Consider the following 16,187-nt stretch of genomic DNA (forward strand, 5'->3'; position numbering starts at 1 on the left):
ATTGCGCTCATCACGCAGAACCGAGGCATGCCCGCCATTCGCCGGCACGCCGGCTCCTACACGGTCGCGGCGCCATGCAGCGCGTTTGCAGGAGCTCCGCCCCCGGGGCGAATGGCGGATATATCTCGCTATCGAGATTGCCCGAGTCATTCGCCGCGGGGGTCGTGGCTCCTACGGGGCATGAAGCCCTTACTCGGTGCCGATGCCGTAATCCGCCAACCTGGCGATGAAGGTCTGCTCATCGAGCACGGCAACGTTCAGCTCGTTAGCCTTGGCCAGCTTCGAGCCGGCGCCGGGGCCGGCGACCACGCAGGTGGTCTTCGCCGATACCGAGCCGGCGACCTTGGCGCCCAGGGCTTCGAGCTTGTCCTTGGCGATATCGCGGCTCATCACTTCCAGGCTGCCGGTGAGCACCCAGGTCTGACCGGCCAGCGGCAGGCCTTCGACCACCTTTTTCTCGCATTCCCAGTGCATGCCAAAATCACGCAGTTGCGCTTCGATGGCCCGTGCCCGCTCGACATTTTCAGCGTTGGAGAAGAACTCCCGCACCGATTGCTTGGCCTTTTCGTTGAGCCCTTTCATGGCACTCAGGTCGAGCCAGTCGGCAGCGATCACGCCGTCGAGGCTCTTGAAGCGCTCCGCCAGGTTCTTCGCGCCGGTCACTGCAACGAAGGGGATGTTCAGCTTGTCGAGCAGCCCGCCCAGTGTCGTGCTGGCCGCGAACTCGGCGGACAGCTCGCCCTGATCCTGCAGTTCCAGGCCACGCTCGAGAAGGTGCTCGATGACGGTCTGGTTGTGCGCGTCCTCGAAGAAGCTGTGAATCTCGTGGGCGACCTCCAGACCGACATCAGGCAGGTAGGTCAGCACCTCGGGTAGCGCCTGGGTAACCCGCTCCAGAGAGCCCAGGGAACGCGCCAGCACCTTGGCCGTCTCCTCGCCGACATCGGGAATGCCCAGCGCATAGATGAAGCGTGCCAGGGCGGGTCGCTTACTGTCGGCAATGGCATCGAGCAGCTTGCGGCTGGAGACCTCCGCGAAGCCTTCGAGGCCGACGATCTGTTCGAACTGCAGGGTGTAGAGATCGGCGGGCGAGCCTACCAGGCCTTCGTCCACCAATTGCTCGACGCTTTTCTCGCCCAGGCCTTCGATGTCCATGGCGCGACGCGAAACGAAATGAATGATCGCCTGCTTGAGCTGAGCCGCGCAGGCCAGGCGCCCGACGCAGCGATACACCGCGCCCTCGCTGACCGTTTCGCGGCCCTTGCTGCGCTTGATCAACTGGGTACGCTCCACCGCCGAGCCACACACGGGGCATTGCTCAGGCACGGCGACCGGGCGGGCGTCCTCGGGACGACGATCAGTGACGACCTGCATGACCTGCGGGATCACGTCCCCCGCGCGGCGGATGATCACGGTGTCGCCGATCATCACGCCGAGGCGCGCTACCTCATCCATGTTGTGCAGCGTCGCGTTGGACACCGTCACCCCGGCCACCTTGACCGGCTTGAGACGGGCGACGGGCGTCACGGCACCGGTGCGGCCAACCTGGAATTCCACGTCGAGCAACTCGGTCAGCTCTTCCATGGCGGGAAACTTGTGAGCGATGGCCCAGTGCGGCGTGCGTGCGCGAAAGCCCAGTTGCTGCTGGTCCTCGATGTTGTTGACCTTGAACACCACGCCGTCGATGTCATAGGCCAGGCCCATGCGCCGCTCGCCGATATCGCGGTAATAGGCCAGGCAGTCTTCGACACCTTTGGCCAGTTTCAACTCGGGGCTGATGGGAATGCCCCAGCTCTTCAGACGTTGCAGCATGCCGACCTGGGTGGTAGCCGGTTCGGCGCTGTGCTGGCCGAGCCCATAGCAGCAGAACTCCAGCGGACGGCTGGCGGTGATCTTCGAGTCCAGCTGACGCAGGCTGCCAGCCGCCGCGTTGCGAGGGTTGGCGAAGGTCTTGCCACCGATCTCGGCCTGGCTGGCATTGAGCCGCTCGAAACCGGCGCGGGACATGAACACTTCCCCCCGCACTTCCAACACATCCGGCCAGCCGCTGCCCTGCAACTTGAGCGGAACATTGCGGATGGTGCGCACGTTGACGCTGATGTCTTCACCGGTGGTGCCGTCCCCCCGGGTAGCACCACGCACCAGCTTGCCATCGCGATACAGCAGGCTCACCGCCAGGCCGTCGAGCTTGGGCTCGCAGCTGTATTCGACGTCCACACCACCACCGAACAGATCGCCGCCCTGCAAACCGAGACCGCTCTGCACACTGCGGTCGAACGCGCGCAGGTCATCTTCTTCGAAGGCGTTGCCAAGGCTGAGCATCGGCACCTCATGACGCACTTCACCGAAGGCGCTGAGCGCCTCGCCACCCACCCGCTGGGTTGGCGAATCGGGTGTCACCAGCTCCGGGTGCTCGGTTTCGAGCGCTTGCAGCTCGCGGAACAGTCGATCGTACTCGGCATCCGGCACGCTCGGCTCGTCGAGCACGTAATAGCGGTAGTTGTGCACATCCAGTTCGGTGCGCAGTTCGAGGATGCGTTGGGCGGAGTCTTTCATGGGGTAGTTCTCGACAAGGTACGACGGCAACACAGAAATGAAAAACCCCAAGCCAAGCGCGCGGCTTGTAGCTTGGGGCTCGCAGCTTGCAGTGGCTGCTTAGCGCTTCTGGGTCAACAGTCGGCGTTCATATTCGACGATACGCTGACGGTAGTGTTCGATGGTTTGTGCAGTGAGTACGCTGCGCTGATCGTCTTTCAGCTCACCGTTGAGCTCGTGAGCCAGCTTGCGCGCCGCGGCGACCATCACGTCGAAGGCCTGCTTGGGGTGGCGCGGGCCTGGCAGGCCAAGGAAGAAGCTCACCGCTCGGGTGCTGAAACCTTCGATGTCGTCCAGATCGAACGTACCGGGTTTCAGTGCGTTGGCCATGGAGAACAGCACCTCGCCGTTGCCAGCCATGCTTTCGTGACGGTGGAAGATATCCATTTCGCCGAAACGCAGGCCACTTTCCAGAATGTTCTGCAGCAATGCTGGCCCTTTGAAGCCCTGCTCGTCGCGGGCGATGACATTGATCACCAGCACTTCGTCTACCGGCGCCTGATCCTTGTTGACGGACTTGGCGGACAGGCTGTCGCGGCCCGTGTCTTCGTCTTCGACTGGAGTCAGCAGCATGGGCACCGGCTCGTCGGCGACCAGGTCCAGGTCACCCTGACGCGGCTCGCCGCGACGACGGCTGTTGACGTCCCGCGCGCTCAGCGACGGCAGATCGTCCTCGTCCAGCGATGGCTCGTGATTGCGCTCGATCACCCGTGGCGGGCTGAGCACGTCGGGATCCCCTTCGTCATCCGGCAGGTTCGACACGCTGCGATCCAGCCGGAACTTGAGCTTGCCCTTGCCACCGCGCATCCGCCGCCACCCGTCGAAGAGGATGCCGGCGATGACGATGATGCCGATGATGATCAGCCACTCGCGTAGACCGAATTCCATGAAATGTCCTGACCCCTAAAGCAAAAATTGATTAAAAAAGGCGTCCTGGCCCGTATCGATGACCTTGAAACGTGGCGCCAACTCCATGTTCTGAATGGCGTTTTCCCACGTGCAACAAAAGTGGGCGTTAAGCTAGCACGACGAAAGGCAACTTTACACCGGCAAAACGCTGTAAAACCGCCACTCCAGCCAGTTTTTACGCAACAGAATCTGTGTAACCACGCATCAGCTGTCCACCATCGCCAATGCCTCCTCGACATCCACCGCCACCAATCGCGAACAACCAGGCTCGTGCATGGTCACCCCCATCAGCTGATCGGCCATTTCCATGGCGATCTTGTTGTGGGTGATGTAGATGAACTGCACGGTCGCCGACATCTCCTTGACCAGCCGCGCGTACCGTCCGACGTTGGCATCGTCGAGCGGCGCGTCCACCTCGTCGAGCATGCAGAACGGGGCCGGATTGAGCTGAAAGATCGAAAATACCAGCGCCAGCGCCGTCAGTGCCTTCTCGCCGCCGGACAGCAAATGGATGGTGCTGTTCTTCTTGCCCGGCGGACGCGCCATGATGGTCACCCCGGTATCGAGTAGATCTTCGCCGGTGAGTTCCAAATATGCGCTGCCGCCGCCGAAAACTTTCGGGAACAACGCCTGCAACCCGGCGTTGATCTGGTCGAAGGTTTCCTTGAAACGGTTGCGGGTTTCCCGGTCGATCTTGCGGATGACATTTTCCAGGGTATCCAGCGCTTCGACCAGGTCGGCGTCCTGGGCGTCCAGATAGCGCTTGCGCTCGGATTGCTGCTGGTACTCCTCGATGGCCGCCAGGTTGATCGCGCCAAGACGCTGGATGCGTGCCGCCATCTGCTCCAGCGTCTGCTCCCAGGCGTTCTCGCTCGCACCCTCGGGCAGCGTGGCGAGCACCCCATGCAGGTCGTAGCCGTCTTCCTGCAACTGATCCTGCAGGGCCTTGCGGCGCACGTTCAGCGATTGCCACTCCAGACGCTGCTGCTCCAGTTGGCCGCGCAGCAACTGCGCTTGCTGCTCGGCCTGGGTGCGGCGCTTCTCGGCATCACGCAGTTCGCGGTCGGCATCCTCCAGAGCCAGGCGCGCCAGGCGCAACTCCTCTTCGACCCCCATGCGTCGCTCGAGCAACTCTTCGAGCTTCAGGCGCAACTCTTCCAGCGGAGCGGCACCCTCTTCCAGATTCAGATCCAGCTGCTCGCGTTTTTCATGCAGGCGCTCGGACTGCAGCTCGAGGCGCTCCAGCGCCTGGCGCGTGGAATCGTGCTGGGCGCGCAGCGAGCCCAGGCGTACCGCCAACTGGTGGGCATGGTCCTTGTGCTGGCGGGCGTCCTGACGCACCCGATCGAGCCGCTCGCGCAAGGCGTCGCGACTGGCCAGCAGGCTTTCCCGCTGCTCGTTGTCGAGGGCCATGCTATCCAGCGCATCCTGCAAATACAGGCGCGATTCGCCGAGCTGTTCGGTTTCCAGCGCACGCTGCTCGCCCAACTCCTGCTGCTCGGCCTCGATACGCTGACGACGTAGCAGCAACTGCTCGGCCTTGGCCTGGCCAGCGGACAGACGTGCCTTCAGCTCGCCGAGGCGCCGCGCCTGATCCTGCAACTGACGACGCTGCTGCTCGCGCAATTCTTCTTCATGGCGCTGACGCTCACGCAAGCCCTGCAGGCGCTCGTCGAGCAGCGCCAGTGCGGCCTCACGCTCTTCGCGTTCCAGGCCCAGGCTTTCCAGCTCCTGGCCACGGGCGAGCACGCCGCTCTGCGCCTCGCTGGCACGCCGTACGCGCAGAAAATGCCGGCCGACCCAGTAACCGTCGCGGCTGACCAGGCTTTCACCAGAGGCCAGCCCGGCGCGCTCGGCCAAGGCCTGCTCGAGACTCTCGACCGGGCGCACACGCCCCAGCCAGGGAGCCAGGTCGACCGGTGATTCGATCTTGTCGAGCAGGCTGCCGGCGATGCGCTGGCCATCGCTTCCGGTCGACACCAGGCGCAGCTCGCCCTGTTCGAGGGAGGAAAAGTCCAGGCCGCTGAAATCATCTTGCAGCACGGCCTGCAGGTCGGCGCCGAGTACGGTTTCCACCGCCAATTCCCAGCCGGTCTCCACACGCAGCCCTTCGGCCAGACGCGGGCGCTTGTCCAGGCCGTGCTCGCGCAACCATTCTGCCGCGCCAGTGCCGGGATCGAGCGCAGCCTGTTGCAGGGCCTCCAGAGAAGCCAGACGGCCACTCAGGCGCTGCAGTTCACCCTGCGCCTGCTGCTGAGCCTGGCCGGCCTGCTGAAGGTCCTCGCGCAGTTGTTGCAGCCGCTCTGCCTGCTCGGCTTCCTGCTCCTGCAGCTGCTCCAGATCCAGCTCACCAACGGCGATCTGCTCGCCCAGTTCGATGATCGCGGCATCCTCGGGATCAGCTGCCAACTGCTGCAGCTCGTCGACCAGGCGGCGCTGGCGCTCGCTGAGGCGCTCCAGGCTGTGCTCCAGCTGCTGAATGCGCAACTGCTGCACTTCCGCCTGGCGGCGCGGCTCGGCGCTGCGCTGATTGAAGCCGTCCCACTGCTCCTGCCAACCGTGCATGCCGGTTTCGGCCTCTTCCAGAGCTGCAGCCGACTCCTCGGCTGCAGCGGCGGTGAGTTCCTGCTCCGGCTCGAGCATGGCCAGCTCTTCGCCCAGGGTCGCCAGCAAGGTGCGGTCATGGCCCAGGTGCGATTCGGTTTCCAGGCGCGCCCGCTCGGCCTCGCGCAGATCGTCCTGCAACTGGCGCAGGCGCTGCTGGCCGTGCTGAATGCTCTGCTCGACGCGGGCGATGTCACCGCCCACCGAATAGAAGCGCCCTTGCACCAGGTTGAAACGTTCGGACAGCTCATGGTGACCGTCGCGTAGGCGCTCGATGCTGGCATCGGCGTTGCGCTGTTCGGCAACCAGCGCCTCGAAACCGATTTCCTGGTTGCCGATCACCGCTTCGCGCTGGCCAACCTGCTCGTTCAGCGCCTGCCAGCGCAATGCGGTCAGCTGTGCCTTGAGCTGGCGCTCCTCGGCCTTGTATTCCTGATACTTCTCGGCGGCCTGGGCCTGGCGGTGCAGGCGCTCGAGTTGCCGTTCCAGTTCCTCGCGCAGGTCAGCGAGACGCGCGAGGTTTTCCTGGGTGCGGCGGATGCGGCTTTCGGTTTCCCGCCGGCGCTCCTTGTACTTGGAGATACCTGCCGCTTCTTCGATGAAATTGCGCAGTTCCTCCGGCTTGGCCTCGATCAGCTTGCTGATCATGCCCTGCTCGATGATCGAGTAGCTGCGCGGGCCCAGGCCGGTCCCGAGGAAAATATCGGTGATATCACGACGACGGCATTTCACGCCGTTGAGGAAATAGGTGTTCTGGCTGTCGCGCGTTACCCGACGGCGGATGGAGATTTCCGCGAAGGCCGCGTACTCGCCGGTCAGGGTGTTGTCGGAATTGTCGAAGATCAGCTCGATGCTGGCCTGAGTCACCGGCTTGCGGGTATTGGAGCCGTTGAAGATGACGTCGGTCATCGACTCGCCGCGCAGGTTCTTCGCCGAGCTCTCGCCCATCACCCAGCGCACGGCATCGATGATGTTGGATTTGCCGCAGCCATTGGGCCCGACCACCGCCGCCATGTTGCTCGGAAAGTTCACCGTGGTGGGGTCGACGAAGGACTTGAAGCCCGCCAGCTTGATGGACTTCAGGCGCATGCAGGGGAGCTCGCCGACACGGCAACGAATCGAGTGGATGGGTTAATGGCGCACAGCGTCATATATGTCCTTGAAGGCGCAATGCTTTGTAGGCGACAGGACCTGGCCGATCACCAGAAAGGCCGGGGAGTTTAGCACAGCAGCGTGTTTTGACTGTGCCCCGATCTGAAGATCGATGGAACGCCGTTCGATCGGCCGCATCAAAACGCCAGGCCGGCGAATCCTCCTCGCCATTGCCGCTCGCGGATCAGCACTCCCCCTACATTGTTCGAGGTTCATCAACATGCCGACACGCGCATGGGCAGCCCATCTGGATCGCCTGAATTTTTTCCTGGCCGATGTCCGCGATGGTCTGGGACCTTACCTGGCGATCTACCTGCTGTCGGTGCATCAGTGGCAGGCAGGCGATATCGGTCTGGTCATGGCGCTCGGCGGGCTCGCCGGCCTGCTCTCGCAGGTACCGGCTGGCGCGCTGGTCGACCGGGTGGGCGACAAACGCCTGCTGATCGTCGTCGCAGCCGTACTGGTCACTGCGGCATGCCTGGCCATGCTGTGGCGTGCCGACTTTGCCTGGGTCACCATCAGCCAGGTAGCGGCGGGCATGGCGTCCTCGGTATTCGCGCCCGCGCTGGCAGGCATCACCCTGGGTATCGTGGGGCCCAAGGCCTTCACCCGGCGCATCGCCCGCAACGAATCCTTCAACCATGCGGGCAATGCCTGCGCGGCTCTGTTGGCCGGCGCTTGCGCCTACCTGTGGGGCCCCGTGGCGGTGTTCTATCTGATGACCGGCATGGCGCTGCTGAGCATGATCTCGGCCCTTGGCATCCCCGCGCGGGCCATTGATGCCGACCAGGCCCGGGGACGGGAAACCGGTGGAGCGCTGACCCCATTGCGCCACCTGCTGACCCAGCCACCGCTGGTTCTTCTGGCGTTGTGCTGCGCCCTGTTTCACCTGGCGAACGCCGCCATGCTGCCACTGGTCGGTCAGAAGCTGGCGCTGGCCAATCCCGAACTGGCGACCACGCTGATCTCGGCCTGTATCGTCGCGGCCCAATTGGTGATGATCCCCGCGGCGATGCTGGTCGGTGCCCGCGCCGACAGCTGGGGTCGCAAGCCGCTGCTGATGTTCGGCTTTCTCATCCTGCCGATACGCGGGGTGCTGTACACCCTCAGCGATGACCCGGTCTGGCTGGTCTCGGTGCAACTGCTCGATGGCATTGGTGCCGGGCTGTTCGGTGCCCTGATCCCACTGATGGTGCGCGATCTGACCCAGGGCAGCGGTCACTTCAACATCAGCTTGGCTGCAGTGACGCTGGTGTTCGGCATCGGTGCGGCGCTTAGCAATGGCCTGGCTGGCTACGTGGCCGAAGCTGGCGGCTACGACAGTGCCTTTCTGGTGCTCTCGGCGGTCGCCGGCTGCGCGGCTCTGCTGCTGATGTTCCTGCCGGAAACCCTGGGCACCGCCAAGCCGGTGTCGCAACCGATCGATCTGCCCGCGCGCACGGCGTCCTGATCCGACCTGCCCCTGGGACGACTTTCTTGTCGGCAGGGGCGTTGTCCAGCAAAATCCCCGTTCCATCCCGGCGAATGCCTGCGCTCGACGCGCTCGCCCCTGCTGGTTTCTCCCTGCGCGAAGCCAAGCCCCGCTCCACCGAATTGCAATCGAGGCCCCATGTCCAACGTCACCCACGCCTACCGCGGCGCCATTCTGCACAGCCTGGCCGACCCGGCCGAAGTCGGTATCGAAGCGTCCTACGCCTATTTCGAGGACGGCATTCTGCTGGTGGAGGATGGCAAGGTCCGCGAGGTTGGCCATGCGGCCGATCTGTTGCCGCGCCTGCCTGGCATCGCGCTGACCCATTACGAAAACGCGCTGATCACCCCCGGTTTCATCGATACCCATATCCACTACCCGCAGACCGGCATGATCGGTGCCTACGGCGAGCAGTTGCTCGACTGGCTGAACACCTACACCTTTCCTACCGAAATGCGCTTCGCCGACAAGGCCCACGCCAGCGAAGTGGCAGCTGTCTTCCTCAAGGAACTGTTGCGCAACGGCACCACCACGGCGCTGGTATTCGGCAGCGTGCACAAGCAGTCGGTAGATGCGCTGTTCGAAGCGGCCGAAACGCTGAACCTGCGCATGATCGCCGGCAAGGTGCTGATGGATCGCAATGCCCCCGCAGCACTGACCGACACCGTCGAAACCGGCTATGCCGACAGCCGTGAGCTGATCGAACGCTGGCACGGCAAGGGTCGCCTGCACTACGCGGTGACCCCGCGCTTCGCGCCGACCAGCACGCCGGAGCAGCTGGCCATGGCCGGGCGCCTGCTGCAGGAGTATCCGGATCTGTACCTGCATACCCACCTCTCGGAGAATCGCCAGGAGATCGAGTGGGTCAAGGAGCTGTTCCCGGAAAACAGCGGCTACCTGGACGTTTACGACAAGCACCAGTTGACCGGCCCGCGCTCGGTATTCGCCCACTCGGTGCATCTGTGCGATGCGGAATGCGAACGCCTGGCGCAAACCGGCTCGGCAGTCGCCTTCTGCCCCACCTCCAACCTGTTTCTCGGCAGCGGCCTGTTCGATCTGCGACGCATGGAACAGCACAAGGTACGCGTCGGCCTGGGTACAGATATCGGCGCGGGCACCAGCTTCTCGCAGCTGCGCTCGTTGAGCGAGGCGTACAAGATCATGCAGTTGCAGGGGCAGAAGCTGGACCCGTTCAAGTCGCTGTACTTGGCCACTCTAGGCAGCGCCCGGGCGCTGTATCTGGACGAGCGCATCGGCAACTTCGGCGCGGGCAAGGATGCCGATTTCGTGGTGCTCGATTACCAGGCCACGCCGTTGATCGACTATCGCCTCAAGCAAAGCAACACCTTGGCCGAACGGTTGTTCGCCCTGATTACCTTGGGTGACGACCGGGTGATCAAGGAAACCTTCGCCGCCGGGCAGAGCGTGCACCGCCGCGATAGCTGATACTGGAGAAACCCGGTTTGCAGGCGAAAAGCATCGCCGGCAAGCCGGCTCCTACGCGATCGTATGGACTGTAGGAGCCCGCTTGCGGGCGATATGAGCGCAGGAATCCAGCCAGCTCGGCAGCATGGCTACCAATCGCCGGCAAGCCGACTCCTACATGATTGTGGATACCCGTAGGAGCCCGCTTGCGGGCGATGCGACCGCAGGTATTCCGCCAGCCCAGCAGCATGGGCCACCAATCGCCGGCAAGCCGGCTCCTACGGGCAGTGGGTCTTGGGGGAGCTACGCGCCGATCACCGACACTGGGTAGATAGCGGTGTAAGCGCCGTCGTCCACGCTCAGGGTTCGGCAATCGACGCCATACACGGCCGCCAGATGCGCCGGTGTGAGCATCGCTTCGGTGGTGCCGCAGCCGTGCACCTGGCCGTCGCGGATCATCAGCGCGTCGTCGGCGTAGCGGCTGGCCAGGTTCATGTCGTGGAAGATCGCCAGGGTGACGATGCCTTCACGGCGGGTGTAGGCGCTCACCGCCTCGAGCATGTGCAACTGGTTGGCCAGATCCAGCGCCGAGGTGGGTTCGTCGAGCAGCAGCAGGCGCGGGCTGCGCACCAGTGCCAGGGCCAACGAGATCATCTGCCGCTCGCCACCGGACAACTGCCCCGGCTGCTGTTCGGCGAAACGCTGCAGGCCCAGCAGTTCGAGTACTTCACTGGCCCGTCGCTGGCTGTCCCGCTGGGTGGCCCAGCCGCGCGCGCCGCCGTGTTGAGCCAGGAGCAGCAGCTCGTAGGTCGACAGGCGTACATCGAGGTGGGTCAGGTCCTGAGCCACGTAACCGATCAGCCGCGCCCGCCATGCCGGCTCCAGGCCGATCAGTTGCGTGCCGTCGATGGTCGCCGAGCCCTCGGCACGCAGTAGCCCGCACAGGCCTTTCATGAACGTCGACTTGCCTGCACCGTTGGCGCCGAGCAGCGCGAGGGTACGGCCCGCTTCGGCACGTACCGCGAAGTCGCGGATGATCGGCCGACCGCCAAGGGAAACACGGTAATCCTGACAGACAAAACTCATCGGGACGTCAGCCTCCGGTCACGCAGGATCAGAATGATGAAAAACGGCAGACCGATCAGCGAGGTGACCATACCGATGGGCAGCACGGCACCCGGCACGATCAGCTTGCTCGCCAGGGACGCCAGCGTGACGAAGATGATGCCGCAGGCAAGCGTCACGCCAATGGTGAAGCGCTGATCCTCGCCGACCAGTAAGCGCGCTACATGCGGCGCGACCAGGCCGACGAAACCGATGATGCCGACCACCGAAGTCACCGCACCGGCCAGCAGTGCCGCCAGCACCAGCATCAGGGTGCGCACGCGCTTGACGCGAATCCCGAACACCACCGCCTGCTCGCCGAAGCTGCGCAAGGCGGTCAGTGCCCAGGCTTGCATCAGCACCAGCGGCACGGCCACCAGCGCAATGGCGGCACACAGCGCGACCTTGCTCCAGGTCACGTGCAGCAAGGAGCCCATCAGCCAGAACACGATGCTCTGCAACTGATCGACGCTGGAAACGTACTGCACCAGGCCGAGCAGCGAGCTGAACACGAAATGCACCGCGATCCCCAGCAGGGTGATGGCCTGCAGGCCGATCTGCCCACGGGTCAGCAGCAGGATCACGCCAACGGTGAGCAGCGAGAACAGAAAGGCGTTGGCCGTCACCACCATCTCGGCACCAAAACCCGGCAGCCACTGCGCCAGGGACAGGTTGAAGGTCAGCGCCAGCGCTGCACCGAATCCGGCTGCCGAAGAAATGCCGAGGGTGAAGGGTTCGGCCAGCGGGTTGTCGAGCACCGTCTGCATGATCAGCCCGGCCAGTGCCAGGCAGGTACCGGCCAGCACCGCCATCAGCGTCATCGGCATGCGCAGCTCCCAGAGGATAACCCGCGTGGAGGCGTCCACCCGATCCGGGGTGAACAGGCCTTGCACCGCATCGGCGAAACTCAGCGTACCCGAGCCCACCACCAGATCCGCGATGAAGGCGATCAGCGCCACCAGCAAAAGGCCGACTAGCAGCAGGCTGCGCTGCCACACCGCCCTGGCGTAACGCTGCTGGTAACCGTCGGCGGGCAGCGCGCCCACTGCAGAATCACTCACTGGCAGGCGCCTGACCGAAGAGGATCGCCGGTACCTCACCAAGGCCGGTCATGCCCAGCAAGGTGCGGGTGCTCGCCGCCGGGTCAAGACGTTCGGCAGCTTTCGGGTAGAAGGCCTGGGCCAGGTACTCGACCGCCAGGATATTCCAGCTGCTGGCGTAGAACTGGTGGTAAACGCCATACACGCGGTTTTGCTGGGTGGCCTGCAGCTGCGCCATGCCAGGGCGTTTGAGCAACTGAGCCATGGATTTGTCGATAGCTGCCTGCGACACCGTCGGACCGAAGCCGAAGGGTGGCGAAATCGAGGTGTTGCCCGGGAACTGAGTACCACTCATCACGTAAACCTCGGGCTTCTTGCTGATTACCGTTTCCAGGGTCACGTCACCGGTGGCGCCCGGCAGCAACTGGCTACCCAGGTTGTCGCCACCAGCAGCCTGCACGAGCTTGCCCCAGTACACATCGCCATGGGTGAAGCAGCAACTGGTGGCGCCGCCCTGCCCGGCCTTGGCCTCGACGAATACCAGCGGGCGCTTACCCTGCTCGGTGATTAACTGATCAACCTGCGCCAGACGCGCCGTGTAGAAATCCAGGTACTCGGTGGCGCGGGCTTCGCGGTCGAGCACCTTGCCGAGCAGGGCCACGCTCTTCTGGCTGTTAGTGACGGGATCCAGGTCGCTGTCGATGTAGATCACCGGAATCTTAAGGGCCGCGAGCTTGCGTTCGACACCCGCGCCCTCCAAGGATTTGCGTGCGCGCAGCTGGAATACCAGCAGGTCGGGCTTGCCAGCGACAACGGCCTCCAGGTTCATGTCGCCGTCGTCGCCGAACTGCATGTCGACGGCCTGCCCGGAACTCTTCGGCCACTGCTTCTGGAACACCTGCCAGGTGTTTGGATCGGATCGCTTGATGATGTTGTTCCACACCGCGATGCGCTTGAAGGGGTCTTCCCGGTCGAGCAACGCCAGGCTGAACAGGTCACGGCCGTCTTGCAGGACGATGCGCTGGGGCTCGTGTTCGATGGTCACCTGGCGGCCGGCCAGGTCGGTCACGCTGAGTGGGTAGTCGGTGGCATGCGCGACAGCGCTGAGCAACAGGCAGAGAGCGGCCGCGAGGCGGACGAGAGGCGCGGAGACATTCATGAAGGGAGAAACCTTTTACTGCGCGATGGAGCAGGCGGCGAACGCCAGCAGCGGAAAAAACGGAAATATAGCGTAACAAAGGCTCGCGCCAGCGTCATTAAGAACTATTCTCGATGAATGAAACCCAGACCTCGCCGCTGCTGGCAAGAAATCGCGGCCACAAAAAAGGACGCCCTGAGGCGTCCCCTTTTCAACGAATCCAGATCAGCTGGCGCGTGCGGTATCACGCAGCGACTTGACCTGATCGTGGTTGCGCTGCACACCTTGCAGCTGCTTTTCCAGAACGCTGCGCACGTTGGCTGGCAGGTCTTTCTGCAGCGCTTCGCGGTAGTTTTTCAGTGCCACGTCTTCGCCACGCTCGCACTCGTTGAGGATGGCCTCTTCGCTCTTGCCGGTCACCAGCGACTTCAGGTCGACCCAGCCACGGTGCAGAGCACCCGCCACGCTCGAACTGGTTTCCGGATCACCGCCAAGGCCACGCACCAGCTGCTGCAGTTCGGCAGCCGCACTGGCGCAGTCTTGCGAACGCTGGGTGAAGAAGCTCTTGAGTCGCGGCTCTTTCACGTCCTCGGCACACTCGCTGAAGCCCTTCTCGCCATCTTTGCTGGTTTCGATCAGGTCGTTCAGTACCGAAATAACGTCTTTGTTATCCACTTTGAATCTCCTCGTAGCTTCAGAAATTAGCCCTGTATGGGCCGCTCCCTTAAGTGGAGTGAGCGCTCGTCGAGGAGGTTCAGGGCAATTTCCAGCGCCGTGCACCGAGCGGCATCAAGCGGCTGCAGGCAAAGCCGCGCGCGGCCTGGGCGCGAACCGCTCGTCTGGAGAGCTTTTGTCTCGCAAGCCGCTCGAGGCATCGCGGGCAACACGCCGCTGGCAAAACAGGCGGGGCTGGTCGCGGTGGCAGACGAACGCAGCAAGCGTTGGCCAGGTTCTCAGCCGCCGGTCATGCTCATGAAACGGATGACCTGCACCTGTTCATCCGTTTCGAAGTGGTGGCGTTCGGGCTTGAGCTGCAGGGCCTCGAGCAGCGCGTCGCGCAGTCGCTCGCTGTTGCCGGGGTGAGCGCGCATCAGGGTGCGCAAATCCAGGGCATTGTCGTGCCCCAGGCAAAGCACCAGCTTGCCCTCGGCGGTCACCCGTACGCGGTTGCAGTCGCCGCAGAAATTATTGCTGTGCGGCGAGATGAAACCGACCCGGGTATCGCTACCGCTGACCTGCCAGTAACGTGACGGGCCGCCTGTGACATGGCTGCTGCGGACCAGCGAGTAACGCTCTTCGATGCGCTCGCGCACCACCTCGCTGGAGCAGAAGGTCTGCTCACGCTGATGGCTGACCACACTGCCCAGGGGCATCTCTTCGATGAAACTGATATCCAGGCCGCGGGCCATGGCGTACTCGACCAGGCCAAGGACTTCGTCATCGTTGCGCCCGGTCTGCACCACGCTGTTCAGCTTGATGCGCTTGAAGCCTGCGGCCACTGCGGCGTCGATGCCAGCCAGTACCTGATCGAGCATGTCGCGGCGAGTGAAACCAGCGAATCGTTCGCGCTGCAACGAGTCGAGGCTGACGTTCAGGCGGGTGACGCCGGCTGCACGCAGGTCGCCCGCCATGTGCGAGAGCTGCGAACCATTGGTGGTGATCGACAGGTCCTCGAGCTCCGGACGCTCGCCGAGACGACGCAGCAGGCTGAGCAGATTCTTGCGCACCAGCGGTTCGCCACCGGTGATGCGGATGCGCTTGACACCCAGCCCGATGAACGCATCGGCCACGGTGTACAGCTCCTCCAGCGTGAGGATCTGCGCACGCGGGGCGAAGACCATGTCTTCGCTCATGCAGTAGGTGCAGCGAAAATCGCAGCGATCGGTCACCGAGAGTCGCAGGTAGGTAATGCGCCGGCCGAAGGGATCGACCAACTGCGTCGTGTTCATGGAGCCCAACTCCCGGCCCTGGGGCCAGCTATTCATGGCTGCCACGTGAGCGGCAGTGCGTAGCCGTCATGGCCTACGAAGAGGTCGCCAGTTTACCACGCCTACCTTGCTGGCGCGCCGGTCCGCGGGTCAGATCGTGTGGCCCCGCCCGCCAATAACCACACATTCAGTGACACAACCAAGGCCGCTCGACATGCCTGCAGAGACCGTTCCCCTGCCCGGCCGCTGGGCTACAGGCCAGTCATGCCGGGGCTCACAGCGCGAGACAAGAAGAGCCAGCCTGCCCGGATGCGCTCGGCGGAAAGGTCGAACCGGGTTTCGCAACGGGGAGTCACACGGACTGACCCGGGACGACTGGCTATGGAGGGCACCGATGCCACTGCTGAAACTGCTGCATTTCACCGCGCTGATCGCCTGGTGCGGCGCCCTGCTCTATCTGCCAGCGCTGATCGCGGCCAGCTGCCGCACGGCGCACACGATCGAGCGCCCGGGCCACCCCGAACTCAACCGCAGCCTCTTCAATCTGGTCGCCACCCCGGCAGCGCTCATCGCCATCGGCAGCGGTACGGCGCTGTTCCTGCGTGACGGCACCTTCGGTATCTGGCTGGTGGCCAAGCTCTCGGCCGTGGCGGTGCTGGTCATCTGCCACGCGCTGTGCGGAATGCTCATCCTGCTCTGCGAGCGCCACCCAAGACCAGGCCTGACGGTCGCCTGCGCGGCAATCGGTGGCGTCACGCTGAGCATGATCGCCTTCACCCTGTGGCTGGTACTGGCCAAACCCTTCTGAATGAGGAGTCATC

Annotated in this window: 11 protein-coding genes; 3 read left to right on the forward strand and 8 right to left on the reverse strand. The window is 63.9% G+C overall.

All coding sequences use genetic code 11. The annotated features are described in order from the left end of the window. Nucleotides 1-189: 189 nt before the first annotated feature. The 3 genes from ligA to smc all read right to left on the reverse strand — a co-directional run bounded on the left by ligA (nucleotide 190) and on the right by smc (nucleotide 7,197). Complete coding sequence (gene ligA, locus QRN22_RS20580; RefSeq protein ID WP_042553217.1) at nucleotides 190-2,556, reverse strand: NAD-dependent DNA ligase LigA; 2,367 nt, start codon at nucleotides 2,554-2,556, stop codon at nucleotides 190-192. Between the two features lie 99 nt (nucleotides 2,557-2,655). Further along, complete coding sequence (zipA, locus tag QRN22_RS20585; RefSeq protein ID WP_042553216.1) at nucleotides 2,656-3,483, reverse strand: cell division protein ZipA; 828 nt, start codon at nucleotides 3,481-3,483, stop codon at nucleotides 2,656-2,658. 225 nt (nucleotides 3,484-3,708) lie between these two features. Continuing rightward, on the reverse strand, nucleotides 3,709-7,197 hold the full coding sequence (smc, locus tag QRN22_RS20590; protein WP_042553215.1) for a chromosome segregation protein SMC: 3,489 nt from the start codon (nucleotides 7,195-7,197) through the stop codon (nucleotides 3,709-3,711). A 283-nt stretch (nucleotides 7,198-7,480) separates the two neighbouring features. Here smc and QRN22_RS20595 point away from each other — a divergent pair, with 283 nt between their 5' ends. Together QRN22_RS20595 and guaD are read left to right on the forward strand one after the other, a co-directional pair. Next, nucleotides 7,481-8,710, forward strand: a complete 1,230-nt coding sequence (locus QRN22_RS20595; RefSeq protein ID WP_042553213.1) for an MFS transporter — start codon at nucleotides 7,481-7,483, stop codon at nucleotides 8,708-8,710. A 159-nt stretch (nucleotides 8,711-8,869) separates the two neighbouring features. Next, the gene (guaD, locus tag QRN22_RS20600) at nucleotides 8,870-10,177 is read left to right on the forward strand and encodes a guanine deaminase (protein ID WP_042553212.1); all 1,308 of its coding nucleotides are present in this window, start codon (nucleotides 8,870-8,872) and stop codon (nucleotides 10,175-10,177) included. Nucleotides 10,178-10,459: 282 nt separating this feature from the next. On the opposite strand, the gene QRN22_RS20605 is transcribed toward guaD, so the two are convergent. The 5 genes from QRN22_RS20605 to moaA form a co-directional block, all read right to left on the reverse strand. Then, entirely contained in the window at nucleotides 10,460-11,242 is a 783-nt protein-coding gene (locus QRN22_RS20605; protein WP_042553211.1) for an ABC transporter ATP-binding protein, read from the reverse strand. Continuing rightward, nucleotides 11,239-12,321 (reverse strand): FecCD family ABC transporter permease, encoded by a 1,083-nt coding sequence (locus QRN22_RS20610; protein WP_052493770.1) that lies wholly within the window; start codon nucleotides 12,319-12,321, stop codon nucleotides 11,239-11,241. The genes QRN22_RS20605 and QRN22_RS20610 overlap by 4 nt, the downstream gene beginning before the upstream one ends. Then, the gene (locus tag QRN22_RS20615) at nucleotides 12,314-13,459 is read right to left on the reverse strand and encodes an ABC transporter substrate-binding protein (RefSeq protein WP_042553210.1); all 1,146 of its coding nucleotides are present in this window, start codon (nucleotides 13,457-13,459) and stop codon (nucleotides 12,314-12,316) included. The genes QRN22_RS20610 and QRN22_RS20615 overlap by 8 nt, the downstream gene beginning before the upstream one ends. A gap of 204 nt (nucleotides 13,460-13,663) precedes the next feature. Next, nucleotides 13,664-14,113, reverse strand: a complete 450-nt coding sequence (locus tag QRN22_RS20620) for a PA2169 family four-helix-bundle protein (protein ID WP_042553209.1) — start codon at nucleotides 14,111-14,113, stop codon at nucleotides 13,664-13,666. 278 nt (nucleotides 14,114-14,391) lie between these two features. Then, complete coding sequence (moaA, locus tag QRN22_RS20625; protein WP_042553208.1) at nucleotides 14,392-15,387, reverse strand: GTP 3',8-cyclase MoaA; 996 nt, start codon at nucleotides 15,385-15,387, stop codon at nucleotides 14,392-14,394. 373 nt (nucleotides 15,388-15,760) lie between these two features. On the opposite strand from moaA, the gene QRN22_RS20630 reads away from it, so the two are divergent. Next, nucleotides 15,761-16,174 carry a CopD family protein gene (locus tag QRN22_RS20630; RefSeq protein WP_042553207.1) on the forward strand — a complete coding sequence of 138 codons (414 nt, stop codon included), beginning with the start codon at nucleotides 15,761-15,763 and terminating at the stop codon, nucleotides 16,172-16,174. Nucleotides 16,175-16,187: the final 13 nt, after the last annotated feature.

It is taken from the genome of Pseudomonas sp. MEJ086 (assembly GCF_030209025.1).
In the GTDB taxonomy this organism is placed as follows: Bacteria; Pseudomonadota; Gammaproteobacteria; order Pseudomonadales; family Pseudomonadaceae; genus Aquipseudomonas; species Aquipseudomonas fulva_A.